This window comes from Bacillus sp. ChL18, from assembly GCF_026241425.1.
In the GTDB taxonomy this organism is placed as follows: domain Bacteria; phylum Bacillota; class Bacilli; order Bacillales; family Bacillaceae; genus Bacillus; species Bacillus velezensis.
The window spans coordinates 21980-48814 of record NZ_JAPHWE010000002.1 but is presented as its reverse complement, the minus strand read 5'-3'; the positions used below and the strand labels follow the sequence as shown (position 1 = coordinate 48814).

At 41.4% G+C, this 26835-nt stretch carries 35 protein-coding genes and 1 pseudogene; 5 read left to right on the top strand and 31 right to left on the bottom strand.

The genetic code is table 11. The annotated features are described in order from the left end of the window. Positions 1–11: 11 nt before the first annotated feature. The 16 genes from conE to OQ477_RS11155 all read right to left on the bottom strand — a co-directional run bounded on the left by conE (position 12) and on the right by OQ477_RS11155 (position 9872). Positions 12–2507 carry a VirB4-like ATPase ConE gene (gene conE / locus OQ477_RS11230; RefSeq protein ID WP_265972504.1) on the bottom strand — a complete coding sequence of 832 codons (2496 nt, stop codon included), beginning with the start codon at positions 2505–2507 and terminating at the stop codon, positions 12–14. Then, positions 2395–2919 (bottom strand): conjugal transfer protein, encoded by a 525-nt coding sequence (locus tag OQ477_RS11225; RefSeq protein WP_213384640.1) that lies wholly within the window; start codon positions 2917–2919, stop codon positions 2395–2397. The genes conE and OQ477_RS11225 overlap by 113 nt, the downstream gene beginning before the upstream one ends. Positions 2920–2931: 12 nt before the next feature. Beyond that, entirely contained in the window at positions 2932–3180 is a 249-nt protein-coding gene (locus OQ477_RS11220) for a hypothetical protein (RefSeq protein ID WP_080624168.1), read from the bottom strand. A 13-nt stretch (positions 3181–3193) separates the two neighbouring features. Continuing rightward, complete coding sequence (locus OQ477_RS11215; protein WP_265972502.1) at positions 3194–4258, bottom strand: conjugal transfer protein; 1065 nt, start codon at positions 4256–4258, stop codon at positions 3194–3196. A gap of 27 nt (positions 4259–4285) precedes the next feature. Next, positions 4286–4435, bottom strand: a complete 150-nt coding sequence (locus tag OQ477_RS11210) for a hypothetical protein (RefSeq protein WP_003328171.1) — start codon at positions 4433–4435, stop codon at positions 4286–4288. 17 nt (positions 4436–4452) lie between these two features. Next, a complete protein-coding gene (locus tag OQ477_RS11205) occupies positions 4453–4731 on the bottom strand; it encodes a hypothetical protein (RefSeq protein WP_080624166.1) in 279 nt (92 codons plus the stop codon). Positions 4732–4743: 12 nt separating this feature from the next. Next, complete coding sequence (locus tag OQ477_RS11200; protein ID WP_265972490.1) at positions 4744–5061, bottom strand: hypothetical protein; 318 nt, start codon at positions 5059–5061, stop codon at positions 4744–4746. Between the two features lie 11 nt (positions 5062–5072). Beyond that, a complete protein-coding gene (locus tag OQ477_RS11195) occupies positions 5073–5339 on the bottom strand; it encodes a hypothetical protein (protein WP_080624164.1) in 267 nt (88 codons plus the stop codon). 266 nt (positions 5340–5605) lie between these two features. Further along, positions 5606–6664: a DNA relaxase NicK gene (nicK, locus tag OQ477_RS11190; protein WP_265972486.1), complete on the bottom strand. Its 1059-nt coding sequence runs from the start codon at positions 6662–6664 to the stop codon at positions 5606–5608. After that, on the bottom strand, positions 6657–8078 hold the full coding sequence (locus tag OQ477_RS11185) for an ATP-binding protein (RefSeq protein ID WP_265973216.1): 1422 nt from the start codon (positions 8076–8078) through the stop codon (positions 6657–6659). The genes nicK and OQ477_RS11185 overlap by 8 nt, the downstream gene beginning before the upstream one ends. A 31-nt stretch (positions 8079–8109) precedes the next feature. Then, positions 8110–8343, bottom strand: coding sequence for a hypothetical protein (locus OQ477_RS11180; RefSeq protein WP_257182295.1), 234 nt, complete (start codon positions 8341–8343; stop codon positions 8110–8112). A 29-nt stretch (positions 8344–8372) separates the two neighbouring features. Beyond that, on the bottom strand, positions 8373–8753 hold the full coding sequence (gene helP / locus OQ477_RS11175) for a helicase processivity factor HelP (RefSeq protein ID WP_087614343.1): 381 nt from the start codon (positions 8751–8753) through the stop codon (positions 8373–8375). Positions 8754–8800: 47 nt separating this feature from the next. Then, the gene (locus OQ477_RS11170; protein WP_129138121.1) at positions 8801–8917 is read right to left on the bottom strand and encodes a hypothetical protein; all 117 of its coding nucleotides are present in this window, start codon (positions 8915–8917) and stop codon (positions 8801–8803) included. A gap of 205 nt (positions 8918–9122) precedes the next feature. Further along, positions 9123–9383 carry a hypothetical protein gene (locus OQ477_RS11165; protein WP_257182296.1) on the bottom strand — a complete coding sequence of 87 codons (261 nt, stop codon included), beginning with the start codon at positions 9381–9383 and terminating at the stop codon, positions 9123–9125. 52 nt (positions 9384–9435) lie between these two features. Further along, positions 9436–9660 carry a hypothetical protein gene (locus OQ477_RS11160; protein ID WP_373692319.1) on the bottom strand — a complete coding sequence of 75 codons (225 nt, stop codon included), beginning with the start codon at positions 9658–9660 and terminating at the stop codon, positions 9436–9438. A 32-nt stretch (positions 9661–9692) separates the two neighbouring features. Then, positions 9693–9872: a hypothetical protein gene (locus tag OQ477_RS11155; protein ID WP_017418449.1), complete on the bottom strand. Its 180-nt coding sequence runs from the start codon at positions 9870–9872 to the stop codon at positions 9693–9695. Between the two features lie 296 nt (positions 9873–10168). Between OQ477_RS11155 and OQ477_RS11150 the strand changes: the two genes are divergently transcribed. Both OQ477_RS11150 and OQ477_RS11145 read left to right on the top strand, forming a co-directional pair. Further along, the gene (locus OQ477_RS11150; protein WP_019716391.1) at positions 10169–10552 is read left to right on the top strand and encodes a helix-turn-helix domain-containing protein; all 384 of its coding nucleotides are present in this window, start codon (positions 10169–10171) and stop codon (positions 10550–10552) included. After that, positions 10549–11079, top strand: coding sequence for an ImmA/IrrE family metallo-endopeptidase (locus tag OQ477_RS11145; protein WP_257182298.1), 531 nt, complete (start codon positions 10549–10551; stop codon positions 11077–11079). Before OQ477_RS11150 ends, OQ477_RS11145 begins: the two co-directional genes overlap by 4 nt. 112 nt (positions 11080–11191) lie before the next feature. Here OQ477_RS11145 and OQ477_RS11140 read toward each other — a convergent pair whose 3' ends face one another. The 3 genes from OQ477_RS11140 to emrC form a co-directional block, all read right to left on the bottom strand. Beyond that, on the bottom strand, positions 11192–12388 hold the full coding sequence (locus tag OQ477_RS11140) for a Rap family tetratricopeptide repeat protein (RefSeq protein ID WP_323054507.1): 1197 nt from the start codon (positions 12386–12388) through the stop codon (positions 11192–11194). 213 nt (positions 12389–12601) lie between these two features. Next, positions 12602–13183: a hypothetical protein gene (locus OQ477_RS11135; RefSeq protein WP_257182299.1), complete on the bottom strand. Its 582-nt coding sequence runs from the start codon at positions 13181–13183 to the stop codon at positions 12602–12604. A 195-nt stretch (positions 13184–13378) separates the two neighbouring features. Next, entirely contained in the window at positions 13379–13756 is a 378-nt protein-coding gene (gene emrC / locus OQ477_RS11130; RefSeq protein WP_265972481.1) for a multidrug efflux transporter outer membrane subunit EmrC, read from the bottom strand. Between the two features lie 279 nt (positions 13757–14035). Between emrC and OQ477_RS11125 the strand changes: the two genes are divergently transcribed. Together OQ477_RS11125 and OQ477_RS11120 are read left to right on the top strand one after the other, a co-directional pair. Continuing rightward, complete coding sequence (locus tag OQ477_RS11125; RefSeq protein ID WP_088680211.1) at positions 14036–14197, top strand: DUF255 domain-containing protein; 162 nt, start codon at positions 14036–14038, stop codon at positions 14195–14197. 38 nt (positions 14198–14235) lie between these two features. Beyond that, on the top strand, positions 14236–16125 hold the full coding sequence (locus OQ477_RS11120; RefSeq protein WP_265972478.1) for a thioredoxin domain-containing protein: 1890 nt from the start codon (positions 14236–14238) through the stop codon (positions 16123–16125). Here OQ477_RS11120 and OQ477_RS11115 read toward each other — a convergent pair. Continuing rightward, positions 16122–17018: a CPBP family intramembrane glutamic endopeptidase gene (locus OQ477_RS11115; RefSeq protein ID WP_265972476.1), complete on the bottom strand. Its 897-nt coding sequence runs from the start codon at positions 17016–17018 to the stop codon at positions 16122–16124. The two genes, OQ477_RS11120 and OQ477_RS11115, sit on opposite strands and share 4 nt — an antisense overlap. Positions 17019–17232: 214 nt before the next feature. Here OQ477_RS11115 and OQ477_RS11110 point away from each other — a divergent pair, with 214 nt between their 5' ends. Next, positions 17233–18564, top strand: a complete 1332-nt coding sequence (locus OQ477_RS11110) for an MFS transporter (RefSeq protein ID WP_265972474.1) — start codon at positions 17233–17235, stop codon at positions 18562–18564. A 31-nt stretch (positions 18565–18595) separates the two neighbouring features. Here OQ477_RS11110 and OQ477_RS11105 read toward each other — a convergent pair whose 3' ends face one another. The 11 genes and pseudogenes from OQ477_RS11105 to OQ477_RS11055 all read right to left on the bottom strand — a co-directional run bounded on the left by OQ477_RS11105 (position 18596) and on the right by OQ477_RS11055 (position 26832). Further along, positions 18596–18976, bottom strand: coding sequence for a VOC family protein (locus OQ477_RS11105; protein ID WP_265972472.1), 381 nt, complete (start codon positions 18974–18976; stop codon positions 18596–18598). 56 nt (positions 18977–19032) lie between these two features. Beyond that, a pseudogene (locus OQ477_RS11100) lies at positions 19033–19967 on the bottom strand (LacI family DNA-binding transcriptional regulator). A gap of 62 nt (positions 19968–20029) precedes the next feature. After that, positions 20030–20788, bottom strand: coding sequence for an exodeoxyribonuclease III (xth, locus tag OQ477_RS11095; RefSeq protein WP_038464547.1), 759 nt, complete (start codon positions 20786–20788; stop codon positions 20030–20032). Then, on the bottom strand, positions 20785–21342 hold the full coding sequence (locus tag OQ477_RS11090; RefSeq protein WP_265972469.1) for a methylated-DNA--[protein]-cysteine S-methyltransferase: 558 nt from the start codon (positions 21340–21342) through the stop codon (positions 20785–20787). Before OQ477_RS11090 ends, xth begins: the two co-directional genes overlap by 4 nt. After that, on the bottom strand, positions 21339–21920 hold the full coding sequence (locus tag OQ477_RS11085; protein ID WP_265972467.1) for a bifunctional transcriptional activator/DNA repair enzyme AdaA: 582 nt from the start codon (positions 21918–21920) through the stop codon (positions 21339–21341). Before OQ477_RS11085 ends, OQ477_RS11090 begins: the two co-directional genes overlap by 4 nt. 188 nt (positions 21921–22108) lie before the next feature. Continuing rightward, on the bottom strand, positions 22109–22348 hold the full coding sequence (gene rpsR, locus OQ477_RS11080; protein ID WP_029325793.1) for a 30S ribosomal protein S18: 240 nt from the start codon (positions 22346–22348) through the stop codon (positions 22109–22111). A gap of 43 nt (positions 22349–22391) precedes the next feature. Next, positions 22392–22910 (bottom strand): single-stranded DNA-binding protein SsbA, encoded by a 519-nt coding sequence (ssbA, locus tag OQ477_RS11075; protein ID WP_007615071.1) that lies wholly within the window; start codon positions 22908–22910, stop codon positions 22392–22394. Positions 22911–22949: 39 nt separating this feature from the next. Next, complete coding sequence (gene rpsF / locus OQ477_RS11070) at positions 22950–23237, bottom strand: 30S ribosomal protein S6 (protein ID WP_004392977.1); 288 nt, start codon at positions 23235–23237, stop codon at positions 22950–22952. A 111-nt stretch (positions 23238–23348) separates the two neighbouring features. After that, a complete protein-coding gene (gene ychF / locus OQ477_RS11065) occupies positions 23349–24449 on the bottom strand; it encodes a redox-regulated ATPase YchF (protein ID WP_004392975.1) in 1101 nt (366 codons plus the stop codon). Positions 24450–24575: 126 nt separating this feature from the next. Further along, positions 24576–26579, bottom strand: a complete 2004-nt coding sequence (locus tag OQ477_RS11060) for a molybdopterin-dependent oxidoreductase (RefSeq protein ID WP_265972463.1) — start codon at positions 26577–26579, stop codon at positions 24576–24578. Positions 26580–26625: 46 nt separating this feature from the next. Then, positions 26626–26832 (bottom strand): DUF951 domain-containing protein, encoded by a 207-nt coding sequence (locus OQ477_RS11055; RefSeq protein WP_004392973.1) that lies wholly within the window; start codon positions 26830–26832, stop codon positions 26626–26628. Positions 26833–26835 lie beyond the last annotated feature (3 nt).

Genomic DNA, 26835 nt, shown 5'->3' with positions numbered 1-26835 from the left:
TTCAACCCCTTTTACAAATATTTTTCTTCCGCATATGCGACAGCTTTTTTCTCGACTGTTTTTAAAGCGCCTTGCCATTCTTCGAATAGGCATTCAATTGAAATTTTGGAGGTACGGCCATAGTAATCTTTAAATAAGCATTGACCTTGAAACATGGATTCCATCATTTTTTTGTTTTCTTTTGTGACCTCCATGTTCATCCATTTCAACACTTCTTCACGCTCATTCGGCTCATCAAAGGCAAAGGCAACACCGAAGTTTCCAGAATCCTCTTCTTTTAAAGCGTCTTTTGTGGATTGGGAAATGAAGTATTCCGCATTGTTGTATGAGCGACCAATCCGGCGCATTTGTCTTTCTACTTTTTTTCCTTGTTGTGACGTGGTAAATATCCAAGCTTCATCTATAAATTCAACAGTCTGTTCATCTTGATTCATGCCGAATAGTTCACAAAACTTACCTAGTGCAAACATGACGGCACTAGATTTTAATTGTGATATCGTGTAGTTTTCGAGTCGCTCAGCATGATCCGGCAAATCCATATTTTCAACTTCTAAAATGGTAATTCGCTTTTCTAGTGACAATGCAGGATTTGAACCATCATGAATACAAAGTTTCAAAATGGAATCTGACACGACCTCATTTAAATAGTCACCAGCTTTTTGTACAGCTTCTTCGGGATGGCTCTGCATCTTCCGAATAATATCAAGTGAGCCGACCTGTTCACCTTTTTGTTTCGCATCAATCACTTCTGACGTAGCACGAAGGAAAGCTGTGTTTATGTCGTCCTTCCCTTTAAAGTCATATACTTGTTCAAAAATGACTTGAACTAGCTCTTTTGCTTTCATAGGAGGGAGGAAGGAGATAGGGTCAAGCGCTCCCCAGTTGTGCGTGTTTTCATGATCTAGCGTGATATAGTTGTATTTCTCTAAATGTGCAATATATAAGGGAAAGTTCTCTCTAATGTACTCATCATTCAAGACTCTTTGAATCCACTTTCTCATTTCCTTTTTAGGGTCTATATACAGAGATTTGATGTTTAACATGCTGATATAGTTAAAGATCAATTTCGCTAGATATGACTTGCCGTTTCCTGTGTCTCCTGTGATTAAGCAGTGAGGAGAACGTGTCTTTGAACCTTTTAACTGCTGATTCGCTAAGAAAGGGTGGAATAAGACAAAATCACGGCTGGACATAATGGCACTTTCTAAGTCGGTGTGCTCTTGGAAACGATCAACCCAACCGAGAAAGAACCCGATTTTCGAACCAATATCAGAGTTAACAGCAAACAGACTTTCTGCCACACCGTCTTGCGTTGTTTTTTGAATCCAGTTCTTATCAGTTATGTCTAACTTTTCACCAGGAAGCATTTTATAAAAAAGGTTCAGTTGATCAGCCACCGGAAGCCGACAAGTAATGCCAGCGCCTTTTAAATGCCTTTTGACAATCGTTGCTTTCCCAACACATTCTTTTTTTGTCTTTCCATGAACGACTATCACAGAGAGCCAGTTCATGACGTGCACATCTTCTTTCTTTATTTCATCTTGTAAATGCCTTATCATTGTGGCACTTGTGACAGTGGAAACATCACTTCGATCACCTGTGCTTTGTTGTTCTTTTTGTTCTTCTTTCAATTGCTGTCTTTTGAGGTTGAGGGCAGGCTTGGTAATGGACTTTGATTCCGTTTGAATTTTCATCTGAACTTCAACAGGGAAGGGAAGAGACTGTGCTTCATAAAACAAATCACTTTCCGACATATTGTGAAGAAATTCGTCAATCACGACAAAAGCTGAATAGCCTTCATCTTGATCACTATGCAAATGCAATACTGATGGGTCAGTGGGGTCTATGATCGTGTTTGTAATAGAGCGAACATCCTTTATCTCACTTTCTTCATTCGTTTGGTGCTTTAACCCACGTACAAAGTGATAACGGTTAATGTATGTCATTTCTGTTTCTGAAAGCCGATCTCCGCGAACAGAAGCCATGATATTCGCTAGTGTTTCTTCGACTTCCTCATATTTTTCAAAAAAAGAGGTGGAAACATTTTGTTCCCACCCGAGCATTTTCACGACTGTATCAGTCGCTGTATTGAAAAAAGATAATATATTGTCTTTAAGTTCGACACTAATATTTACAAGACTGCTTTTCAGTTTTACACCTAATATGAAGTCATACTTTGTCAGCCTTCCTAATCGCTGTTCTAACAGCCTTACCGTTTCTTCATTGTAGTAACGTGCCACATCCATTGCATCTGCCGCAATATCTGTTTCTAAATCCTTAAATCGTTTTTCTAATTCATACTCACTTGGATACATCATCAAGTGAAAATCCTCATAAGATGTAATTTCTTCAAAAAGATGCTGCCACTTCTTTTTATACGATTCAACTTTTTCTTTATTTTGCATAGGAATCGAATTGCTTTTTATTCGGTAGTACGCCCACACGTCGCCCGTTCTTGTTAACAGCAAATTCTTGTATATTGCCTTCATAGGCGTTTTTAGTCTCATTTGAATAATCCACCACCTTCACAAGTTTTCGAAACTCAATTTGTTTTTCGTTACTTAAATCAACCTTTCGGTCATTGCAAAACTTCTTTTGTGGAAGCTTGATGAAGAAGTAATACTTTGCAAAATCAATGAAGTATAAATAGATGTTTTTGCCTTCCGGCTTTATTTTCGTAACAAGCATTGTTAAAAAGATTGGTATTCCAAAAATCACGATGACGAAACTGTTATCAAAAGCGTGAGGAAAAATCATCCTCACGCCGTACCAAAATCCAAAGCAGAGACCAACAAAAATGAAATAGTTAATAGCCGGTATTAACTCAACTGCAAAGGGTAACGAATAATTTTCGGTTAATTGCTGAATTTTTTTCGGCTCTCTCATTGCCTTCCGGTAGTTGAACACCAGACGCCCCATTCATATGCCCCCTTACAATTTTTCCATTAGTGCATTGATCCAGCCGGAGAATTCTGACCAGTGTTTAATAACCCATGTCACTGCACTACCAACACAGCAGACAAAAACAATACCGCCCATTTTCAACTTCATGACATGTTTTGCGGCTAAGAACATAACAACGATTGTAATGAATTGGATAACAACATCTTGCCCCCAATTTTTAACACCACTTAATGTTGGAAGGTCTGCCCCGAGTATAAAGAAATTCATGAAATCCATATCATTTTCCCTCCTATTGATGTTTAAGTTTATTCACATAGAATTGACCACTGTTTTCCGTAATCTCTAGGCTGAATTTTTCATTTACCGGAATATTGTTTTCTTTTTCCTTAAATTGAACAGCACAAAAAACCTCGAAACCTTTTTTCGTCTCGAAGATTTTCACTGACTGCACTTCCCCAAATAACAAGTTTCCTTCCAATGCTTCTGGCTTTTTCATCATATAAACCATTTCTTCTTTCTTTTCAGAAGCGTATTTCTCAAAGAAATTTTGAAGAAATGATTCGACAGATTCTTTTTTCTCGCCTGCATATTCGTCTCTAGTTTCTTCTTTGCCCTTAAAAGCAATATCGCCTTTCAGATCATAAATCTGTGTAAAGTAAGGGACAGCAGACACCGCAAAGGAATCACCTTTATTTGTGACTGGAATATTCAGCAACATTTGTTTCTCAGATTTTTCGTTTGTTTTAACCTTTTCTTTCACCTTCTTTTTCTTCTTTCCGTCTTTAACTTCTTTTTCAACTTCCTTTTCTACAGGATATAGATTTTCATATGTGACCTTATATTGAAAAAGGCTGTTTTTATCACCTTCTTTCACGTTATATAAGCTGTAACCCTTTAACTCTCGATCACCTTTTAAGCCATCCACATTAAAACGATCTTCATCCTCAAAATGGTTATCTTCCTGTTTCACCATGTAGCTTTCAAGGCTCTGCATGCGTTTTTCAATAGATTCTTGATCGTTCTTCACATTCACATATTCATTGATGAACCCTGACAGAAAGTTTTCAGCAGCAGTCACCGAAATTTTTTGTTTATCTTCATTTGTTGGCTTATTCGCTTCGTCTTTCATGTCATTAAGTTGGGATCGAGTATTAATTGACAGAAGCACAGCAAGCAGACATATAAACAGCAAGCCCCCTACACAAGACCATAATGTGACTGCTATCAGCTTTGACCTGTCACGAGGAACTTTCTGTTTATCTTTTTCCGGTCTTTCAATTCGTTTCAGTTTTTGAAAGGCAGACCGAAAAAAGGACTCTTCTTTTTTATCCGAGCCATTTTCTTTATGGAGCAATTCGATTCACTCTCCTTTCATATATTTCTAAGCACTTTCCTCCTGGTTAACTTTCATGTTTCTTGTCATTTTCAAAATGGCTCTCGCCATTTTTTCATAGTTCGGTTCGTTTAACTCCGTCACAATCACTTCCACTGGCTTACCTTTAATTTCAACGACCTCAACACTCTGTTTCATGAAAGACCTCGCTTTCTTTAAACCTGTTTTGTTTTTTCAAGAAATAATAAAAAGGATGCTACACGATGTAACACCCTTTTTATGCTTTGATTCTCCACATAAACTTTTAAGCTAGTCATTCGACCGTCCGGCAAATATCTTGTTTTATAGAATGTGTAACGATACTCTGCAAACCCTTTTACTCGTTCGCCCTCGACAACCAACATGCAGTCTCTGCTTAAACTTCTTACAAAGACTAAAGAGGGAATACCAACATTAAAGCCCAGTCTTTTGAAGTGATTATCAACCGCAGACACTTGATCACCTCGTTATATCCTTCCTCCGTTTTTAAGATGGGTTTCTTCGTAATCTTTTCTAATAACATGAGGGTCATACATTACAAATTCGACAAGAACTCCTCCGTCATCTGATTCCGTTTCATTTTCTTCAAGGACTCTAAAGTGAAAATACAAGTTCGCAACCATGTCCCCGCCGTTATCCTTTCTAACATGAATAATGATCATTTGATCATATCCCGATGACATTTCATCCCTTAATCTTTCGAGTACGTCATCCAACAAGTGTATATTAAGATGCCTTTCTAATGTGTTTATAAGGGAGGACTCATTTATAATCCTGTAATCCATGTTTTCACCCCTCAGTGATAGTAGGTTATTCCTTCAAATTCGACGCTCCGTTCATCTGTCTCAAAATCTTCATCCTCCAGTATGTTGAATGTGGCTTGAAGTTTAGCATTCACGTTATCTATAACCGCAAGAGTTTGGACTATGACTCTTTGAGCAACATCACTGTAAAAGACATCTTCCATCATTTTTTCAATTAATTCCTCAGCAATATCCAAACAGCCAAGAGACTCCAAATCACTCTCTAGTCGGGCCTGATTCAACAGATTAATGTTAAACATCTTATCCCTCCGATTTAAATTCTTGGGTTTCACCCAAACCCACCAACGGAAGCCCGTTGGATTGCTGTTAATCTATCCCCCTATTCCCCCGAATCATCGGGGGACTCCCTCGCCGGTAGGCAGGAACAAACGGTTGTTTGTTCAATGCCAAGAGGGTTTTGGTGGCGCTGAATATGTCAACTCCTTATCCTCACTTCGTTCCGGTACCGTTGACACATACGTTTAATCGCATCACCTGTGTTTATAAAGATTTATCAGCTTGTTTTTTAAACGACCATATCAGTAACATCAGCAAGAAACACATCTAACATTTTTTTGTGTTTGTCTGCCAGTTCAGCTTCTGCAATCATATCTGATAGATCGGTTTTCCCTAAATGTTCATCAGCTTCAAGCACCATTTTCATAGTGGGGGCACAAGAGTTGCGAAGCCAGTTTCTTGATTTCTGATAGAAGTCTTTTTGTGGTTTGACATACAAAGGAAGTCTCCCGATATCACCTATAAATTCAGACCAAAAAAGGCTCGTTTTCCAATGCTCTCTAGTGATGTTTTCATCAGCATCAACGAACCTTACATAGTTATTAATGATCTGCATAGCGATTAAGGTTAAATCCTTTGTTTTCAATAAAGCATCTATAGCCACTTGTGCACGTTCATTTTTAAGCCGCAATTCATAACGATTCCAATCGCCTAGTTCTTCTAACGGAATGTTATACTTTTCTGCTTGTTCATAGTTTTTCTCATAAAAGCAAAGGTACGCTTCTGACTTTTTAGAACCGAAATATATTGTCGTTCCACCTGTAATGCCATCAGATAGATCAAAGGAGCCATTGAAATCCGATTTTCTAAATCGTGAAATACATTCGCCCTTTTGGGCTTTCTTTAACAGTTGTGGTATAGAAAAGTATGTCTTTTTATCATCAATAGCTAAATCAAAGCGAGTGAACGAACCGCCTTGTTGCATGCAATCTTGAAAGAAGTCGTACCATGTTTTCTTCCGGCATTCCAAGAAGGATTCAAATTGACGGCAACCTTGACCGGACATTTCTATCAAAACACCTCTGTTATCATCCGGCGCAGAATAAAAGACTTTGATATAGTCCAGTTCGTACGTGCCAACGTAGCCATAGAAACCAGATTGTTTTTCAGTCATATAGTCTTTGCTAAGGTGAAGAACCTCTTCAATAATTCGGTCAACATCATGAGTTTTAAAAGAGACTCGAATATAGTCAACCATTGATATTAAAGGATTTTCAACAGTTTCATTTTCTTCATTTACGATTACTACCCCCCTGTTAGCGTGGGGGGGTTGTTTTAGCTCATCCATTCGCTTCGCTCACTCCTTCGCCGCTGGCCGTCTGGTCGCTTACGCTGCCGCTGGCGACTGCCGTCGCCTGCGCTCCCTCGACTCCAACCAGCGCATTTTTAATAGATGTCATAAAATCATATCCTTTTGGCACAATTGGACTGTAAAACTCTAATATTGAACCTGTGCCGACATAGGCATATCCTCGACCTTTCACGTCTTTTTCCATAAATGTTTTATCAACGTCACCGAACATCATCCCATAGCCAGTATCAGACATATTGCCAAGAGCAACACGAAAGCTAAATTGATCTCGTATCCCATCAGCTAGATATTTTGCATCTGGTCGCTGTGCCCCTAAAACAAGAAAATAACCCGCTTGACGCCCCAACAAAACCAATTGTTTCATGTATGATAAGGCTTCATTCCTTTCTTTCATATCCAGCAAATCCATAAATGCCACATATTCATCAAAGAAGATAAAGACAGGTTTTAGCCCTAAATAGGCGTAGTTTTCACCAGTCTTGTAATTGGGCATTTTCTTCATTTCATCCATTCGTTCCATCATGCCATCAACCGACTTTCTTAGACACATAAGGATGCCATTTTTCTGCGAATAGACTCTTTTCGAGAGCACCTCTTCCAAGTCTGCTAAATCAGCATTTTTCGGGTCTAAGATTTTCACATCTGCCCCAAGTCCTACACACGCTTTTATGACAGTCAACATAAAATAGGTTTTCCCTCCGCCTGTGCTACCGGATATGAGCATGTGAGGTAATTTATCAAACTTCCATGAGACGTGTTTCATTAATGGCAGAACACCATCTTTAGCGACAGCTTCATCTATAGATATACGATTCTTACTTACGTCATACAGTAACTTGAAACAGACAAATCCCTCTTCCATTTGCTTATCAACCAAGTCACAAAACAAGCCGTTTTCTAAATCCTTTCCTAAGTCTAGGAAGCGATTCTGAAAACGGCTCATATCCATAGCAATACGAATATAAATGTGATTGTTTTTAACTTGGTAATACATCCTAGGAAAATACGTGATTTTTTCCTTTGTCCCTGTATCATTTGAGAATAGCTTTTTAACCTTCACATGATCTTTTTCATAAAACTTGTTAGAGAAAATCATTCTTGCAAGCATCTGCCTGTGCTTTAACCTTTTAAAGGGTCCATTAAAAGTTAAACAGGCAACATACACACTTCCAATACCAACAGCCAATGAGCAGACTAAACTTTTAACGATCAAAGGTACATTCAATTCAAAGTGATGAATCACTTGAAATACATCAAAGTGAAGAAGTTGATCTTTCCAAAAGAGAAACATAGATAACAAAAAAACAGGCACAAATATCATTGCGCCTGCTAATTTTACGTTGTTTCTCATGTAAGGGCGGATTCGCCTCCCCCTATACTTCCAAAGCATCGACTTAAGCCCAGAAATGGATAACACACTCCTAACGTTTAGTTTTCTTTTTCTCACACCATAAGTTCATTATATCCATGATTAAAAACTGACCACCAAACATAGCAAATATACAGATTGACACAAAAACGGTGATGAAAATATCAAAAGGCAACCATCCCACTGGCTTACGATACCAAGCGAAAAACACAAAGAATACAATCCATAAAACAACACGCACAATTATTGAACGCATTGTTTTAGTTTCAAAAAGTTTTTTTATCATCCTACACCCTATAGCTTAAAGAGAGCATATTACTTTTTATCATTGCCACTAGTTGCCGCCGCAGGTTTCACAGAAGAACCGCCTTTTACAACAATATCATCAGCTTCAAGTTTCCACATCACATTGGCAAAGGTTGAGTCCCTTTGACTAGTTGCCATAGCGCTAATTTTCGGGTTTTTCAACTCAATATCTGCAAAAGGAGGAATTTCTTTTGCCCCAGCATACTCAGGAATAGTTACCTCAATTTGACCACCTTGGACAGCACTAGCAATGTTATAAACCCTAGATTCCAGTACGTCAGTACGCTTATTGTTTTCCCGATCATAAACATATCTTTCTTTGTTAAGTCCCATGAATTTCATGTCTCCAAAAGTCATATTGATATCCGGTACAATAAAGTTTAAGTTCATTTTTCATATCCCCATTTCATTTTTTATTATTTATTTTCAAAAGATCGTTAAATTTCGATTTTATATTTTGGATTCGCTCCGGTTCTGTATCCATCTTGGCGCTTATCAGTTGCTAACGGCTTTACGCCCTCATGGCAACCTAGTAGGCTAATTATAGCCATCAAGCTGACTACAGCTATTCCGCACGCTTATTCTAGCCTGCTACAGCATTTAAAGTGATTGCTGTTCATCACTCAAATACTCACGCATGACATTTCAACAAGAATACCGTATAATAAAAGTGTCTAGTTTTTATTTTCCGGCGTTCTTGATGATTATTCGTCAAGGCGCTTTTTTTGTTTATATGTAGTTTTCAAAGAACAAACACTCCTAGCGACATAAGTTATACAGATCATCGTTATACAAAGTAAACACTTGGTTTTCCTTCTTACTCAATGGACGAGTAGACCAGATACACCACCAATCCCAGCCTTTTAACAGCTCAGATATTTCTTTATTAGCCTTCAAATAATTATCAGCTTCAACAACGAATGTTTCACAAGTGGCATAGTCTTTAAAATGATTCAAATCCTTATCAGCCTTTAAAGCTTCAACATCAGTAATGATTGTTGCATTCACTCTTATTTTCATCGCATCCCCCCTTCAAAGTATTCTTAACGGCTCCCTATAGTGGTATATAACGTCACACTATGGATGATTGCCGCAGTTTTTCAATGTCTTTTCTTCCAATGCCATAATGCTTACATATCCTGCGATATGAAACGCCTTTTCGCAGTAATTCATTAACATTTTCATTTGTTAACGGAAGGTTTAAATAATGATTTATGATGACCGAATTAAGAGCAATCTTCATTCGCGCTATCCAATTACCTTCCATTTGTCTGGCCAACGGAACAGCTTCTTTCATAAACAAATGAGTTTGGTTTAAACCGATGACACTCACCCCGTTGTTTTATAAATATATTTCTCTTCAAATCTGGCACGGCTGACTTTTCCTTTAACAACTTTGTATCCCTCTTGTTTGAGTTCCTTATTTAATTCCCTAATGATTTGATATGCTTTTGCCTGCCCTACCCCCAAAATGTTTTGGATGTTTTCAGCAGTTAAAAATTCTTTCAAACAACTCCCTCCTTTTCTGCCTTTTTCGTCTTTTCGTTTATAAGTTAATTATAATTAAACTATACGTTTAAGTCAATACAAAATTAAACTTTTTGCATAAAATCAATAAGCTTTTTTTAATTTCAATGCAAAACCTTATATTACATATAATAGGTGTAAAACCATTATATTTATGCGTTAAGTTTAAGTCAACAACAATAATAAACTTATCGAAAAGATAATAGATAAGTCCTAGCTTGGTTACAATTAGTGGTGATAAGATAAAAATAAACTCTCTGTAGATTGGACGAATTAAAATGAGTTTAGGAAAACGATTAAAAGAAGCGAGAAAAAAACGTGGACTTTCTCAAATTGAAGTTGCTCAAAAACTTAACATTTCTAACCAAGTCATTTCTAATTATGAAAGAGATTTTCGTGATCCAGACACAAAAACATTAAAGCAATTAAGCGACCTGTATAATGTTTCAACTGATTATTTAGTAGGTAAAGCCCCCATTGAAAGCAACAATAAAGCTTCAAAATTGACCCAAACATTTAATGAAGTAATTGAGGAGCTAAAAGATGAGGATACACTACTCTTTAAAAATGACGGTGAGTTCGACGAAGAAACAGCCCTTCTAATTAAGAAGGCATTAAAAAATGGAATAAAGCTTGTTGATGAATTAAAGAGGAAAGAGTGATACCAATTTATACGAGCAAAAACATAAAACATAAAGTACAGTTAATCTTGTTAAGTTACGGAACTAATGATGTTTATGAAATTTGCGAACAACTAAATATAATTATAACCAAGAACAACTTAGGACAAGCCGAAGGTTTACTTCAACATCTTAAAGAAGAAAATCGTTATATAATCCATACAAATGAAAAACTAACGCACCAAACAATCCAAAAATTCATTGTAGCCCACGAACTAGGACATTATTTCCTCCACAAAAATTTAAATGCTTTTAAAGTGGCTAATTGCTCCGTTGTCTTAAAAGACAAGTTAGAACACCAAGCAAATATATTCGCTTCTGAATTGTTACTTCCGGACAAATTATTAAAAGAACATTTATTCGAAATACAAAACTTAACAATTCATCAACTAGCATCTTTCTTCAATCTACCTACACATGTCATACAGCACAAACACTCACAATTGAAACTTCTGTCAAGAAACCGAATGGAAACAGGAATTAATCATGTATGCGAAATCTCTATATAAAGAAAAAAAGCCCACTCACGAAAAACGAGTGGGTTTACTTTAGCTTCCAAGCCGATCTGATGCAATACTAATTACGTTTTCAGATTTAGCTTGATGACCAAAGGTATCTGAATTAAAGGATAAGCCCAGTATTGTCATCCCCATTAAAATCGTCATCGACAAGGCAATCATTTTTTTCTTCATGAATAATCTCCCCTTTTCGAATTTCATTTCTGGCTGCTATTACCTTACGATAATATTCGTTAGAGAGTGAAGAATTTCCTTTTTCATAATAAAACTCTGCAACCTCATGAGCATATTCTTCAATATCAGCAAATAATTTCTTTGATTGAAAGTAATCTAAGGCCTCATTAATCAAAGAAACATCTTCATCGGAAAAATATAATCCCTTTAACAATTTGAATTTGGCTTGGTATTCATAATCATTGTTACGCATAGCAATGGCACTTCCTTGTTCAAAATAAAGAAACGCTTTATTCATTTCCCCTTTTTGGGCTAATACATGAGACAAATTAAATAAAGTTTTAGACATAAAAATATGCTTTTCCTCTTGAAAGACTTGCAATGCCTTCATGAGATTTTGAATCGACAAATCATATTGACCAACACTCCTATAAACGATACCTAAATTCATATGAAATGTTGCAATAAGATATTTTTTTCCGATTTTAAAAGCATCCTGTAATCCTTTTTTCAATTCCTTAATTGCACTATTGTAATTTAAAGTATCAATTAAGTTTCCAGCAACGATAAACCTGCAATGAAGTATTCTTTCATCATGAATGTCAAATTTCTGGTATATCTTTATAGCTCTCTTTGCATAACTCAGTGAAAAATAAGTTTGTTTCATATAGTAATATACTTCTGATACTTTAAAATAAAATTCTCCACGTTCAATCTCATCTTCAATCTCTGATAATTTGGTTTCAGCTAAACTATAGGCGTTTATTGCAGAAACAAGTTCTTTTCTTCTGAATTCGTACATTCCCATGAAAAAGAAGAAATAATACTCAAGCATTTTTGACAAACTGCCTTCTTTTTCTTTCAAAATTTCGTAAGTATTTCTAACTTCTTCAACATCTTTTGATCTCAAATAAATTAGCATTAGTTCATGTCTAAAATCTAAAAGTTGATAATATAGGAGTACATCTTGCTTCATTTCGACTTCTTCTAAAAGAGATTCAATTTCCGACTTCTTCTTTTGGGCTTCTTCAATCATATTTTTCTTTATGGTGGTATACCATGAATTCAACTTAGATATTAAAATTTCATACGGAATCCTTTCTTTTTTTATAGATGTATGATCCAAGAAAATCTCACCCCGCAGATTTACAAAATTATTCGAATATTTACATTAATTGTATTATGTCAGATCAATTAGCCATTTACAATTCTTAATGTAAAAGGGTACATTTTGGCTACACACAAGCAATCTGATTGCGTTTTTTTTTGCGGCAATAGTAATACTTTCGAGGCTTGACATGATATTTAAAAAATAAAAAGAGGATAACAAAAGTTATCCTCAATTATTATATTTTTGTTCATACTTATCCCAATCATTCAACAAGATATGTAAATAATCATTCTTATCACATTCTGTTTGACTGTATCCCAAATCTTTTCTTATTAAAACCATTAGTTCACCCAAAAGGACTATTAATCTTTCAGCTTCTGTGGGCTTATCACCTTTTATTTTTAAAGATTGCTTTCTATACTCAACAAACTTTTTAACTGTATCATCTGATGCAAAGAAAAAAAGTTTAGAACCTAACTCAGTCATGCTTTTACTATGCTCTTTCTTAACTTCTTCATTTGTTGTCAAGTCATTTATATAATCTTTATCAGTCAAATTCATAACAAGTAGCCTAATAAGTCTCACAAATTCTTCTGTCTTATGAATATGTAACTGAGCTTCATTGATTTTCATTAACTCTAGGTCAGTTGTCAGTTTATTTCTAAATTCTTCTAACTGAGTATTTAAATCGTGCTCAATTTTTTTTAAATTTTTGGCATGTACTTGATCAGGTAATTTTTTAACATAAGTAATTATAAACCAGCCAACAAAAACTAATACTAACTGCAAAATCACACTTAAAATCTCCATATACAAGCTCCCTTGTTTTTCCTAATTGTACCACTGATATGAAGTATTAAGTAAGACCACGTTAAGGGGTTAATGATGATTGCACGACGTCCAACGTAATCCCACTCCCAATAAAACCAATCCAGCTAAAAATGATATAAATAAAAAAGTGAGGTTTTATACACCTCACTATCAAACCTATAAAACTTTAAAACCTCAATCAGTTTCATTGTGTGTCGTAGCGCTTGCGTTTTCAACACTATGTGCTTCACCATGACCAGGTCCAAAAAGGTTTAATATTACAACTCCTACAAGTATCAAAACAATCCCAGTAACACTGGCAATGTTAATTTTTTCTTTCCAAATCAAAATCGAAATTATTGTAGTAGCAACAATCCCTACACCAGACCAAACTGCATAGGCGGTATTCAAAGGCATGGACTTCATTGCAAGTGATAAGAAGAAAAAGGAACCTATAAAAGCAATAATTGCACCAATAGTAGGGTAAAGTTTCGAGAAGCCTTCTGCGGCCTTGAGCATAGAGGAACCAATAAGTTCACCAAAAATTGCGAGCAATAAATATAAATATACCATTGTTAATTCTCTCCTCCTGTATAAATAATCAACGTCTTATAAATCTGTACTAAACCTCTATAGGTTTGTTTCATTATTTCTTTATTAGTTACAACTTTACAAAAAACAGCAAATAATTATAAGTCTTGATTTTGCAAAAAAGTTGTGCGCACATATGGCTGTTATTCCTTAGAAGAGTAAATAAAATCTAATCTAGATAATCTAATTAGGTATAAACTAAACTCCATTATGGTAAAGTAAAAATAGCAACCAATAGCAAAAGTGAAAGAAGGTGATCCCATGCCCACTAACAATACACCCAATAGATTAATCGCTGAGAAGTCTCCATACTTACTTCAACATGCTCATAACCCTGTAAACTGGTTCCCTTGGGGAGAAGAAGCATTTGAAAAAGCGAAACGCGAGAACAAACCTGTTCTCGTATCTATTGGGTATAGCTAGCTCGGGTAGCTACACGCACATGTCATTGGTGCCATGTAATGGCCCACGAATCTTTTGAGGACGAAGAGATCGCCGGTATGTTAAACGATAAATTCATAGCCATCAAGGTTGATCGTGAAGAGCGGCCTGATGTGGATTCCGTGTATATGAGAGTATGCCAGCTGATGACGGGGCAGGGCGGGTGGCCGCTGAACGTGTTCGTCACACCAGATCAGAAGCCGTTTTATGCGGGGACGTATTTTCCGAAGACGAGCAAATTTAACCGCCCGGGCTTTATCGATGTGCTTGAACATCTGTCCGAAACGTTTGCGAATGACCGGCAGCATGTCGAGGATATCGCCGAAAACGCCGCCGCTCATCTTGAAGTCAAGGTTCACCCGGCTGAGGGCATTCTTGGCGAACAGGCGGTTCATGACACGTATCGCCAGCTGGCCGGCGGGTTTGATACGGTGTACGGCGGGTTCGGCCAGGCTCCGAAATTTCCGATGCCGCATATGCTCATGTTTCTGCTTCGCTACTACAGCTATACGGGCAAGGAACAGGCTTTGGCCGGCGTAACCAAGACACTCGACGGCATGGCGAACGGCGGAATTTTTGACCACATCGGGTTCGGATTCGCCCGCTACTCGACTGATAATGAATGGCTCGTGCCGCATTTTGAGAAAATGCTGTATGACAACGCCCTTCTCCTGACCGCATATACGGAAGCCTACCAAGTCACGGGTAATGAGCGCTACAAACAGATTGCGATGCAGATCGTAACGTTTATTCAGCGGGAAATGATACACGAAGACGGCAGCTTTTTCTCAGCTTTAGACGCTGATACCGAAGGCCGTGAGGGGAAATATTACATATGGTCCAAAAAAGAAATCATGAACCTTCTCGGTGATGAACTCGGCCCGCTTTACTGCAAGGTGTATAACATTACAGATCAAGGCAATTTTGAAGGCGAAAACATCCCGCACCTCATTTTCACGCGGCGTGAGGCCATCCTCGAAGAGACCGGCCTCACCGGACATGAGCTGGCCGAACGCCTTGAAGAGGCAAGAACAAAATTGCTGGAGGCCCGTGAAAACAGAAGCTATCCGCATACAGATGACAAAGTGCTGACCTCATGGAACGCGCTCATGATTGCCGGGCTGGCAAAAGCCGCAAAGGTATTTCACGAGCCTGACTTTCTCAGCATGGCGGAAACAGCGATCCGCTTTCTCGAACGGCACCTCATGCCGGACGGGCGCGTCATGGTCCGCTATCGCGAGGGCGAAGTGAAAAACAAAGGGTTTATCGATGATTACGCTTTTCTCATCTGGGCTTACCTTGAACTGTATGAAGCGGGTTTTAATCCGTCTTATCTGCAGAAAGCGAAAACGTTATGTACAAGAATGCTGGAGCTGTTCTGGGATGAACGGCACGGAGGTTTCTTCTTTACGGGGAATGATGCTGAGACCCTTCTTGTCAGGGAAAAAGAGGTTTATGACGGGGCCGTGCCTTCCGGAAACAGCGCGGCTGCCGTACAGCTGCTTCGTCTCGGCCGCCTGACGGGTGATATATCACTGATTGAAAAAGCCGAAGCGATGTTTTCCGTGTTCAAACGGGAAATAGAGGCCTATCCGAGCAGCAACACTTTCTTCATGCAAAGCGTACTGGCACATACAATGCCCCAAAAAGAAATTGTTGTTTTCGGAAGGAAAGATGACCCGGACAGAAAACGTTTCATTGAGGCGCTTCAGGAGCATTTCACTCCCGCCTATACGATTCTCGCCGCAGAACATCCGGATGAGCTTGTCGGCATTTCTGATTTTGCCGCGGGTTATCAAATGATCGACGGAAAGACAACGGTCTACATTTGCGAGAATTTCGCCTGCCGGAGGCCGACGACGGATATTGATGAAGCGATGAACACCTTACAAATCAGCAGCAGAGCCTAGGCGGCCTGCTGCTTTTCTTTTTTCACAAAACGGAACGCGAGCCATACGAAGATGATATTGATCACCAGAGTCGATATGCAATCATATATTTCATAGCCGCCGGCTGCTGTTGTAAATATCGACGGAATGCCGCCGTACACCGAATGATCCTCTGTGAGAAAGATAAATAAAAACATATTATTGGCAGCGTGACCGCCAAGGGACATCTCCATACTGCCCGTTTTAATCGTGATAAAGGTCCAGATCATGCCGATGGTGACATATCCGATTCCCGCCCAGAGAGCTCCATTTTCCATCTCCGGATTTCCGAAATGAAGTGCGCCGAATAATCCGCCGATAATGACCGTCAGAACTACCGCGTTTGCTGTCAATTTTCCGGCGAACTGAAGCAGAAAACCGCGAAAGAGAAATTCCTCCGCAGAGGTTTGAATCGGCACCAACAAGACGGCCGCCGCTAACAGCAGCAGAAAACGTGAAGCATGGAATTCCTGAAGCATGAAACGATCCGGATGAATTGTAAAATCAATCAGCCCCGCGACAAACATCAGCACAACATATGTGCCGAATCCAAAGAAAATCCTCTTCCAGTTCAGCGACTGATTCGGTGTGATGATGGATAAAAACCGCCTTTTCATAATGAAACGAACCGCTATCCAAATGCCCGGAATCGCAATGAAATAGACGATATGCTGTAAATAAATATCCGCCAGCGGGTCACTTAATGCCCCCTCATCCCAATTTATCGTCAGTGAAGGATTGAAAGCGGACGTGAGAAACATATAAAACACGGTCAGTATGCTTCCGAAAAAGAACAAACCCACAATGACCAACAGAGAAAGAAGATATCTCCATACGCTATTTCTTCCCTCTGCTGGGCGTACAAACGTATTCATATTTATGCATCAACTTCCTTTCCTTCAACATTTTACAATATAAACAAAAACAGATATAGGAAATGTTATATATTTTAAGAAGAAAGCGCTATGCCGTTTCCTTTGGCTCTGGTTATTTACACTCTGTTTTTGCCAAAAAAAGACCTTTATAATGTATTCGTCAGATAAATTTACAGTATTTTCTGATCACAATTGCAAAGTCAGGGGGTTTTTTATGAAACATCAGACATTCTCAAATGTAGCGAACCGATTAGACCGTCTCCCCATTTCACGTGTGCACTATCAAGTATTAACCGCTCTCGGAATCATCTATTTTTTTGATCTCGCTGATCTGTTTACGCTCAGCAACGTGGCTCCGGCGCTGATTGAGCATTGGGGCGTGAAGCTGTCCACCATTGCCGACATCACGGCCGCATCCTTCCTGGGCATGTTTTTAGGCGCCTCCATCGGCGGAAGGCTGTCCGATCGGATCGGCAGGAAAAAAGCGCTGAATTGTTTTGTCCTTGTCTTTTCGATCTCATCTTTTCTGAATGCGCTGGCATGGGATATTCCGTCCTTAATGATTTTCCGATTCTTGACCGGGCTCGGCGTCGCGGCCGCCATGATTGTGACGAACAGCTATTTGGCGGAATTTTTTCCATCCTCCGTACGGGGAAAATACATCTCCCTTTGCGCCATGATCGGGCTGGTCGGCGTTCCCGTTACAAACGTTGTTTCCGCTTTTGTCATCCCTTTAGGCTCATGGGGGTGGCGGCTCATATTCGTATGGGGGGCGGCCGGTCTCATTTATTTCTTTTTTATCCGCCGGCTTGAGGAATCGCCGCGCTGGCACGAAAATCGGGGCGCATATGATCAGGCAAACGCCATTATGAACCGGCTTGAAGCACGTGCAGAGAAAGAAAAAGGCCCGCTTCCCGCGCCAAAAGAGGCGGCAGAAGTACATACAGTGAAGCACGCAGGCTACTTAGGGCTGTTTCAGGGCAGGAATTTAAAGATCACCATCATCCTGTCAGCGGTATGGATTCTGGAAACCTTTGGCTTTTACGGCTTTGCTTCATGGGTGCCCAGCCTGCTGAAAAGCAACGGCATCACCATGGAAAAAACGCTGTGGTATAATGTGCTTCACTCTGTCGGCGCACCGCTTGGCGCATTGCTCGGTTCCATGATATCCGAGACGTTCCAAAGGAAATGGATTCTGGCCGCAAGTGCTTTTCTGACTGCCATTGCCGGACTGTTATACGGCATGACGTTTATTCCCGTCATGATTATTGTGTTTGGATTTGTCGTTAACGTCACGGAACGGATCTTCACCTCAAACTTATACGCATATACATCGGAGCCGTATCCTACGGAATATCGCTCGGCAGGGAGCGGGCTGGCGTACGGGCTCGGCCGTTTTTCCAATATATTCGGCTCCCTGCTCGTCGGATTTATTGCCGTTAAGCTCGGCTACATCAGCGTCTTTTTGTTCATCGGCGGCTGCTGGCTTCTATGTTCCGTTCTGTTAATCCTCTTCGGCCCGAAAACAAATGCACAGCAAATTTAATCAATAAAACAGTGCGGGTTCCCCCGCACTGTTACACCGTGATTTCTATCAAATTGCCTTCCCCATCCTCTATCACGCTCTCATAATATCCGTCCCCCGTCACGCGCGGGCCGCTTACAACCTGAAATCCGTCGTTTTTAAACGTCTCCGTCAATTCATTCACCCGCTCCTTGCTGCCTGTAGAAAATGCGAGATGCGCCCATCCGGTCATATTCTGTGACGGAGCTTCATCAATGCCGCCTTTTTTCATAAGTTCCAGCCTGCATCCAGAGTCAAATGTCAGAAAATACGATTTGAAATCTTTTTTCTCATTATGATAAAGGTCATTGGCCTTGGCGCCGAAGTATGTCTCATAAAATTCTTTCATTCGTTCTAAATCTTTCACCCATATCGCTGCATGTTCAATTCGCATATGTCCGCCTCCCTTTTTTTCTCAATCTATTTATAAAGCATGAAACCCATTTCAGCTCAAGACTTTTTCCGCTGAAATTGATGCATAATTTGTTTTTTAGCCGTTTCTTCGTGAAAAAACAATAAAAATGCTTCCTTTCCGACCCGTTCCAAATGAAGTTCCAGGGATGGAATATTCAATGCCCGGCTGACGCTCAGATTTCCCTCTCCGATGATCTCCGCGTCCCATTTCTGTTCTTTCGCAAACTGGTACAAGCCGGCAGCCACATCATCACTGTGCGCATAGATGGCCGTCGGCGCCTTGTCGAAACCCCAGAAGTGCTCACCCGCCCACTTTCCGTCGTCCATATCATGGCATCCGACCAGAATGCGGGTTTCATCAAGAGAGCCGAAAACGGCCTTATATGCGGTTACCTTGTCGGCCGTACTCGGGCTTTTTTCCGCTCCCCGCACACATGTAAAAGCAACGTCTTGATGTCCGCGGTTTTTCAAATACAAAAAGCTTTCTCTGTATGCTGCCTGTCATTATAAGCGCAGGGAATCTCTTGATGGTGTGTATATTCACAAGCGACAATGGGGCCGTATTCAAGGTAAGGCACGGCGGTTTCCCATTCATTCGCGCGGGACGTGACAATCAGTCCGTCAACTTTTTTCATTTTCAGCAGTTCGAAATAGGTCATCTCTATAGCGGGGTCATAGTTGGTGGGGAGAAGGGTTGTCACGTAATCATGGGCAAACGCTTCCTTCGTGATACCGTTTACAATTTTGTCAAAGCAGGGATGGTCGCTGTACGGCAAAATCACACCGATTGTATTGGTCTTTCCGCGAATCAGATCAATGGCGGTTCGATTAGGGGTATAATCCAGCTCCTTCATCACTTGATTCACAAGACGCCTTTTCTCCTCAGATACGTACGGGTGTCGGTTTAATACGCGTGATACGGTGGCCACCGACACATTCGCCAGTTTCGCAATCTCTTTTATATTTGCCATGTGCTCCTCCATTTTCGGTGATAAAAAAGCAGCAAGAGTGGATTTCTCTTACTGCTATCTCATCATAAATCCACTGTCATTTCAACAGGGCAATGGTCAGAACCCATGATATCGGCACAAATGGCCGCTTCGCTGATCCGCGGCTTCAGTCTGTCTGAAACAATGACGTAATCAAGCCGCCAGCCGATGTTTTTCTCACGTGCGTTCGTCCTGTAAGACCACCAGGAATAGGCGCCTTCCCGATCAGGATATAAATAGCGGAATGAGTCGGTAAATCCCGCGTTCAGCAGGGCGCTGAACGCTTCCCGCTCCTGCTCCGAGAAGCCGGCGTTCTTCCGGTTGGCTTTCGGATTTTTTAAGTCTATCTCCCTGTGTGCGACATTCAGATCGCCGCATAAGATCACGGGCTTCTTCCGGTCAAGCTTCTGCAGATAATCCTTAAAATCGGCTTCCCATTGAAGACGGTAATCAATTCGCTCTAATCCGCGTTTGGCATTTGGCGTGTAACAGTTGACGACAAACACGTTCTCAAATTCAAGGGTGATCACCCGTCCTTCTTGATCATGATCGTCAATCCCCAGTCCATAGAACACGTGCAGCGGCTTTTCTTTCGAAAAAACAGCCGTGCCTGAGTAGCCTTTTTTCACCGCATAGTTCCAATAGGCGTGATATCCTTCAGGCTGTAATGATACTTGTCCGTCTTGTACTTTTGTTTCTTGCAGACATAGAATATCGGCTTCCGTTTCCTGAACGTAAGTATTGATATCTATCTTTTTCATCACGGCACGCAAGCCGTTTACATTCCAAGAAATCAGTTTCATGTGATCCCTCCTGTCCGGCTCAGCCGGTATTCCAGTGTTTCAATGTTTCCGCCCTCTAACGCCAGCAGCTGCTTTTTCATTTCTAAACCGCCTCTGAATCCGGTCAGTTTCCCGTTTTTTCCGATGACGCGATGGCACGGAACCGTAATCAATACCGGATTTTTTCCAATCGCTGCGCCCACGGCTCTTATAGCTGCCGGTTTCTGAATCATTTCTGCTATATCCGAATAGGAGTATGTCTCGCCGTACGGTATGTCCATAAGCGCTTTCCATACAGCAAGCTGAAATTCTGTCCCGTAAAGATCTACCGGCACTGAAAAAGCTGATCTGCCATTTTCAATGTACTCGGACAGCTCTGCCGTGTAAGGCGCCAGCTTTTCATCATCACGTGCCAATCGGTATTGCGGCAGTGATTTTTTTGCCCACTGCTCAAGCTCTTCAAAGCTTCCATGATTTGAACCTATAAAGCAAAGCCCCTTAGATGTGGCGGCTGTATACAGGCTCCAATCATTCCGTGTGAAGAGTGTCCAATAGATCACAGTCTCTTTATTCATATTGAACCTCCCTGTCCCATTTTGGCGGTTTTTCTGTATTCTGTGGGCGAACTCCCGGTTCTCTTTTTAAAAAGAGTCGCGAAATGCGCTGTGTTTGGAATTCCGACAGTCAGAGCGATCTCCATGACTGTCATATCAGTATGCTTTAAAAGGTGTTCCGCCTTCGACAATCTTATTTTCTGTATATACGCAATCGGGGATATTCTCCTGATTTTTTTAAATGTCCGCTGTAAATGATAGGGGCTGCCGTGACACATTTCGGCCAGTACACTCAGAGTCAGGGATTCGTGATAATGGTGTTCAATGTATTCAATGATTTGAGCAATCCATTCTTCATCTGGAAGACGAAGACCGTTCGGCCGGCACCTTTTACAGGGACGAAACTGTTTATCGAGCGCTGCATCAGCCGTATCAAACACCAGTACGTTTTCTTTATTCGGAACTCTCGATTTACAAGAAGGCCGGCAGAAAATCCCCGTCGTTTTTACTGCATAATAAAATGCCCCGTCATAAGAAGCATCATTGTGTATGATTGCGCTCCACTTTTCATCAGTCAGGATATTTCTGTCTGTCTCCATCTCAGCCACCCCCTGTTTTTCAGTATAAACAAATTCATTCTATAAGTACGCGTTTTTGAATAGAGGAGCAAGATAACAAAGGTGTAAGAAGCACTTCCATGTTTCATGTGAAACATTTCGGCAGGATGGAGGGAGACTGATATAAAAAAAGAGCAGGAGCCCGCAGGCTCTTGCTCTTTTCTTTCGGCTTACTCGCCAGTTACGTATGGAAGTAAAGCCATTTGACGTGCGCGTTTGATCGCGATAGTCAATTTACGTTGGTATTTCGCATGTGTTCCAGTTACACGGCGAGGTAAGATTTTACCACGCTCAGAAACAAACTTTCTAAGAAGATCTACATCTTTGTAATCGATGTGCGTAATGCCGTTAGAAGTGAAGTAACAAACCTTACGGCGTTTCGCACGACCGCCTCTGCGTCCTCCTGCCATTGTCATTTCCCACCTTTCTCGTTATGAATATAGCGATAATCTATTAGAACGGAAGATCATCATCCGAGATGTCAATCGGCTTGCCGTCGTTGGCAAATGGATCATCATTAAAGCTGTTCCCTTGATTTCGTCTCTGGTTGTTCTGATTTCCGCCGAACGGATTATCATTTTGGCCTCCGCCAAAGTATTGGCCTCCGCCGCTGTTTCCTTCGTTGTATCCGCCTGATCCAGAACCGCCGTTGTTTTTAGGCTCAAGAAATTGAACACTTTCAGCTTGGACTTCTGTCACGAAGACACGCTGTCCCTGCTGGTTTTCATAATTTCTTGTCTGGAGTCGGCCGTCTACGCCGGCAAGGCTTCCTTTTTTAAGAAAGTTTGCAACGTTTTCGGCTTGTCTTCTCCAAGTGACACAATTAATGAAATCGGCTTCACGTTCTCCGGACTGGTTCGTGAATGTACGATTCACAGCAAGAGTAAACGTGGCGACAGCCGCACCGCTTGGCGTATAACGAAGCTCTGGGTCTTTTGTCAGTCTTCCGACTAATACAACTCGGTTAAGCATATGAAAGACCACCTTTTAACATTATATATTTCAAATTGCTTATTCTTCTTCTTTAACAACGATGTGGCGAATGATATCGTCACTGATCTTAGCTAAACGGTCGAATTCAGCAACCGCTGCAGCTTCAGACTGAACGTTTAAGATTTGGTAGAAACCGTCACGGAAATCGTTGATTTCGTAAGCAAGACGACGTTTACCCCAATCTTTTGTTCCAGTGATCTCCGCTCCGTTAGAAGTTAATACGTTGTTGAAACGCTCGATAACTGCCTTCTTTGACTCTTCGTCAATGTTCGGACGGATAATGTACATAACTTCGTACTTTTTCATCTGTTTGCACCTCCTTTTGGTCTAAGCGGCCCTATAATGGGCAAGGAGCAATAATTCTATTACTCACAAGTTTATATTATACCAAAGCTCTTGTCCCTTTACAACTGTGTCCTATACATTAAATCGGAAATGAATGACATCTCCGTCTTGGACTACATATTCCTTACCTTCCAGACGCACTTTTCCGGCTTCTTTCGCTCCGGACATTCCGCCGCCTGCCAAAAGGTCTTCATAAGCAACCGTTTCAGCGCGGATAAAGCCGCGTTCAAAGTCAGTGTGGATGATACCCGCACACTCAGGAGCTTTCATGCCTTTTCTGAATGTCCATGCGCGCACTTCCTGTTCGCCCGCTGTAAAGTATGTCGCAAGGCCGAGAAGAGAGTATGACGCTTTAATCAGCTGATCAAGACCTGATTCTTCGATGCCGAGCTCCTCAAGGAACATTTGTTTTTCTTCGCCTTCCAATTCAGCAATTTCAGACTCAATTTTCGCGCAGACGACGATAACTTCGGCGTTTTCACCCGCGGCGTACTCCCGGATTTTCGCAACATATTCATTATCTGAAGGATCAGCCACTTCATCCTCGCTTACATTTGCCACATAAAGCACGGGTTTTGACGTAAGCAAATGAAGCTGCTTCACAAGCTTTTGCTGTTCTTCCGTAAATTCAACGGAACGGGCAGGCTTTTCTTGTTCGAAAGCTTCTTTTAATTTAGACAGAATGTCAAATTCAAAAACCGCTTCTTTGTCTTTTTGCTTAGCAAGCTTGCTTACACGCGTGATGCGTTTTTCGACTGTCTCCATGTCGGCAAGAATCAATTCAAGATTGATCGTTTCAATATCGTCAATCGGATCGACTTTCCCTGACACGTGCGTAATATTGTCATCAGCGAACGCGCGTACAACGTGACAGATCGCATCAACCTGACGGATATGAGAAAGAAACTTATTTCCGAGTCCTTCACCTTTAGATGCGCCTTTTACGATCCCCGCGATATCAGTGAATTCAAACGCAGTCGGCACCGTTTTTTTCGGATTCACCAATTCAGTCAGCTTTTGCAGACGTTCATCCGGCACTTCCACGATCCCCACGTTCGGATCAATTGTACAGAACGGGTAGTTGGCTGATTCGGCACCAGCCTGGGTAATTGCATTAAATAACGTCGATTTTCCGACATTCGGCAAACCGACAATTCCAGCAGTTAAAGCCATTCTTTCATCTCCTCTATATCAAACCATCATCGTATAAACGTATTGTAAACCTAGAGCAATTATAAGGAGGTTCATAGGAAAAGACAAGCTGAGAAAAAAGCATTTCCCGCCCTCTCTCTCCTTAGATTATCCTTTTTTAACCGCTACCAGACAGTCAAAAAGCGTACTTCCCATTCCATTATCGGAATTTGAATCCTTTGTGAGCATGTTGACGGAGCCTCCGAATGCCGCCCACATGCCTTCATCTATATTCACCGTCTTCGGGTGAGCCTGCTTCATGATTTTTATCCTGCCGCGCAGACGGCCGCGGTCATTGTATACCTCTGCCGTATCTCCGTCTTGAAGTGAAAGCTCCTCGGCGATATCCGGCGACAGATCCACCTGAATCTGCTGAAGCTTTTCAATAAACGGCACGTGCTGTGAATGATTGGAGCGCTGCGGGTGAATGGACAGCAGCGTATACGGATATTTCCCGGCCAGTCCGGCGTCATGATAAACAGACTCCTCCGGCACTTCCAATTGAGGGAGGCCGCTGTATCCTTTCTCTTCTGCCAGTGACGAGACGAATTCAAATTTTCCGCTCGGGGTTAAAAATTGAAAATCATTCCACGGAACCTGTTTGACCGGAAGCGGCATATGTCCTTTTTCCTTTAATTGCTCAAGGGTGATTCCTTCTTTCTCCAAAGAAGAGAGCCCCATTTTCAAGAAATCTTCCGTACTGTAATCAAAGAGTTCCCCGAATCCGAGATGCTTTGCGAGCTCCGTCCAGATCCAGCGGTCTGATTTTGCCTCTCCCTGCGGTTCCGCAAGCTTCTTGCCATATTGAACATAGTGATGATACATGCTGGAATAATAAATATCTTCCTCTTCGAAAACAACGGCCGTCGGCAGCACATAGTCACAGAGCTTCGCCGTATCGGTCATGACCGAATCAATGGCCACTGTGACCGGTGTTTTTTCAAACGCTTCCTTCACTTTTTTTGTATTCGGCACCTGTGTCAGCGGATTGCCGCACGTCACGATGATCATCTCAATCGGCGGATCGGCTGCATTCAGCGCCTCTTCGGCTTGAGTCATCATCGAAAACGTTCTCGAACTTTTCTTCAGATCAGGACGGGTGAGCTCGGCCTTTGCAAAGCTTTCACCGACTTGCACATTTCCGAAGTTTGCGCCGCCGCCTTTGATACCGACATTTCCGCTCGCCGCAGCTAAAGCGTCAATCCACCGTATCGTCCCGCCCCCGTTTTTATATCTCTGCATCCCAAGACCCATAAAAGTGGAGGCGGGACCGTCAGCATATAAATCAGCAAGATATTCTAGCACTTCTAAAGACGTTTCTGTTTTCTCAATGATCTCCTCAAAAGAAATCGTCTGTAGAAGCTTTTCTATTTCTTCAAAACCGACCGAATGCCTTTGAATGAAATCAGAATCGGTTCTGCCGGTTTGGCATAATATTTTTAAAACACCCGCCGCAAGCCAGCCATCCATGCCGGGTTTGACGGATATATACCGATCGGCAAGCTTTGCAGTCGGGTTAAAAATAGGATCAATGACCGTCAGTGTCGCTCCTTTTTTCTTCACCTGCTGCAGATGATGATAGAGGTGCATATTCGTCCGGGACACGTTTCTGCCCCATACGATCACATGCTTGCTGTGATAAATATCAAGCGGTCCATGCCCGTAAGAACGCCCGAAATCCCAGCGCTGCGCTTCAATGCCGGAACCCCAGCAAATGCTGCCTGCAATCTCCGTCACACCGCCGTATCCATTGAAAAAACGCTGGTCGAGCGCCTTCAAAAGACCGTTATTGGCGTAATCATGACTGTGCAGCACTGCGGCAGTGCCCAACGTCTCCTTAATCACCGCCATTTTTTCAGCGATTTCATCTAACGCCTGCTCCCAGGAAACGCGGACAAATTCGCCGTCTTTCTTTTTTAAAGGAAAACGAAGCCGTTCCGGCGCATTCGTTTTCGTCTCCAGCATTCTGCCACGGCCGCAAATTTTCCCTTCTGTAATGGGATGATTCGGGTCTCCGTCTACTTTCGTCACCTTTCCATCCTCAACTGTCACCAAAAAGCCGCAGCTGTCCCAGCAATTCAGCGGGCACGCTGACTGATGCACTTTGCTCATCGGGCCTCTTCCTCTCCTCTATATGAAAAAGCATGAGCGCCAGCCCTTATGATGTAGGCTCCTCATGCTTGACGAGTACTTTTTTCAGCTTTCTCTCAAAATCTCTTCTCGGAATCATGACACTGTGGGAACAACCCGTGCATTTGATCCGAATATCCATTCCCATCCGAATGATTTTCCACCTGTTTTCACCGCAAGGATGCGGTTTCTTCATTTCAACAATATCATTCAGGCCAAAGTCTTTATCCGCCAAGAC

Coding starts and splice junctions, on each gene's coding strand:
- ychF (WP_004392975.1), bottom strand. CDS start 24,449: ATGGCTTTAACTGCTGGAATTGTCGGTTTGCCGAATGTCGGAAAATCG.
- rpsF (WP_004392977.1), bottom strand. CDS start 23,237: ATGAAAAAGTACGAAGTTATGTACATTATCCGTCCGAACATTGACGAA.
- OQ477_RS11120 (WP_265972478.1), top strand. CDS start 14,236: ATGGCCCACGAATCTTTTGAGGACGAAGAGATCGCCGGTATGTTAAAC.
- emrC (WP_265972481.1), bottom strand. CDS start 13,756: ATGGTATATTTATATTTATTGCTCGCAATTTTTGGTGAACTTATTGGT.
- xth (WP_038464547.1), bottom strand. CDS start 20,788: ATGAAACTGATTTCTTGGAATGTAAACGGCTTGCGTGCCGTGATGAAA.
- nicK (WP_265972486.1), bottom strand. CDS start 6,664: ATGGATGAGCTAAAACAACCCCCCCACGCTAACAGGGGGGTAGTAATC.
- OQ477_RS11105 (WP_265972472.1), bottom strand. CDS start 18,976: ATGCGAATTGAACATGCAGCGATATGGGTGAAAGATTTAGAACGAATG.
- OQ477_RS11200 (WP_265972490.1), bottom strand. CDS start 5,061: ATGGATTACAGGATTATAAATGAGTCCTCCCTTATAAACACATTAGAA.
- OQ477_RS11060 (WP_265972463.1), bottom strand. CDS start 26,579: ATGAGCAAAGTGCATCAGTCAGCGTGCCCGCTGAATTGCTGGGACAGC.
- OQ477_RS11185 (WP_265973216.1), bottom strand. CDS start 8,078: ATGCTTTGGAAGTATAGGGGGAGGCGAATCCGCCCTTACATGAGAAAC.
- OQ477_RS11165 (WP_257182296.1), bottom strand. CDS start 9,383: ATGAAAATAAGAGTGAATGCAACAATCATTACTGATGTTGAAGCTTTA.
- OQ477_RS11115 (WP_265972476.1), bottom strand. CDS start 17,018: ATGAATACGTTTGTACGCCCAGCAGAGGGAAGAAATAGCGTATGGAGA.
- OQ477_RS11110 (WP_265972474.1), top strand. CDS start 17,233: ATGAAACATCAGACATTCTCAAATGTAGCGAACCGATTAGACCGTCTC.
- OQ477_RS11225 (WP_213384640.1), bottom strand. CDS start 2,919: ATGGGGCGTCTGGTGTTCAACTACCGGAAGGCAATGAGAGAGCCGAAA.
- conE (WP_265972504.1), bottom strand. CDS start 2,507: ATGAGACTAAAAACGCCTATGAAGGCAATATACAAGAATTTGCTGTTA.
- rpsR (WP_029325793.1), bottom strand. CDS start 22,348: ATGGCAGGAGGACGCAGAGGCGGTCGTGCGAAACGCCGTAAGGTTTGT.
- helP (WP_087614343.1), bottom strand. CDS start 8,753: ATGAACTTAAACTTTATTGTACCGGATATCAATATGACTTTTGGAGAC.
- OQ477_RS11150 (WP_019716391.1), top strand. CDS start 10,169: ATGAGTTTAGGAAAACGATTAAAAGAAGCGAGAAAAAAACGTGGACTT.
- ssbA (WP_007615071.1), bottom strand. CDS start 22,910: ATGCTTAACCGAGTTGTATTAGTCGGAAGACTGACAAAAGACCCAGAG.
- OQ477_RS11125 (WP_088680211.1), top strand. CDS start 14,036: ATGCCCACTAACAATACACCCAATAGATTAATCGCTGAGAAGTCTCCA.
- OQ477_RS11085 (WP_265972467.1), bottom strand. CDS start 21,920: ATGGAGACAGACAGAAATATCCTGACTGATGAAAAGTGGAGCGCAATC.
- OQ477_RS11210 (WP_003328171.1), bottom strand. CDS start 4,435: ATGAAACAGAGTGTTGAGGTCGTTGAAATTAAAGGTAAGCCAGTGGAA.
- OQ477_RS11195 (WP_080624164.1), bottom strand. CDS start 5,339: ATGTTTAACATTAATCTGTTGAATCAGGCCCGACTAGAGAGTGATTTG.
- OQ477_RS11160 (WP_373692319.1), bottom strand. CDS start 9,660: ATGAAAGAAGCTGTTCCGTTGGCCAGACAAATGGAAGGTAATTGGATA.
- OQ477_RS11180 (WP_257182295.1), bottom strand. CDS start 8,343: ATGATAAAAAAACTTTTTGAAACTAAAACAATGCGTTCAATAATTGTG.
- OQ477_RS11220 (WP_080624168.1), bottom strand. CDS start 3,180: ATGGATTTCATGAATTTCTTTATACTCGGGGCAGACCTTCCAACATTA.
- OQ477_RS11090 (WP_265972469.1), bottom strand. CDS start 21,342: ATGAATAAAGAGACTGTGATCTATTGGACACTCTTCACACGGAATGAT.
- OQ477_RS11135 (WP_257182299.1), bottom strand. CDS start 13,183: ATGGAGATTTTAAGTGTGATTTTGCAGTTAGTATTAGTTTTTGTTGGC.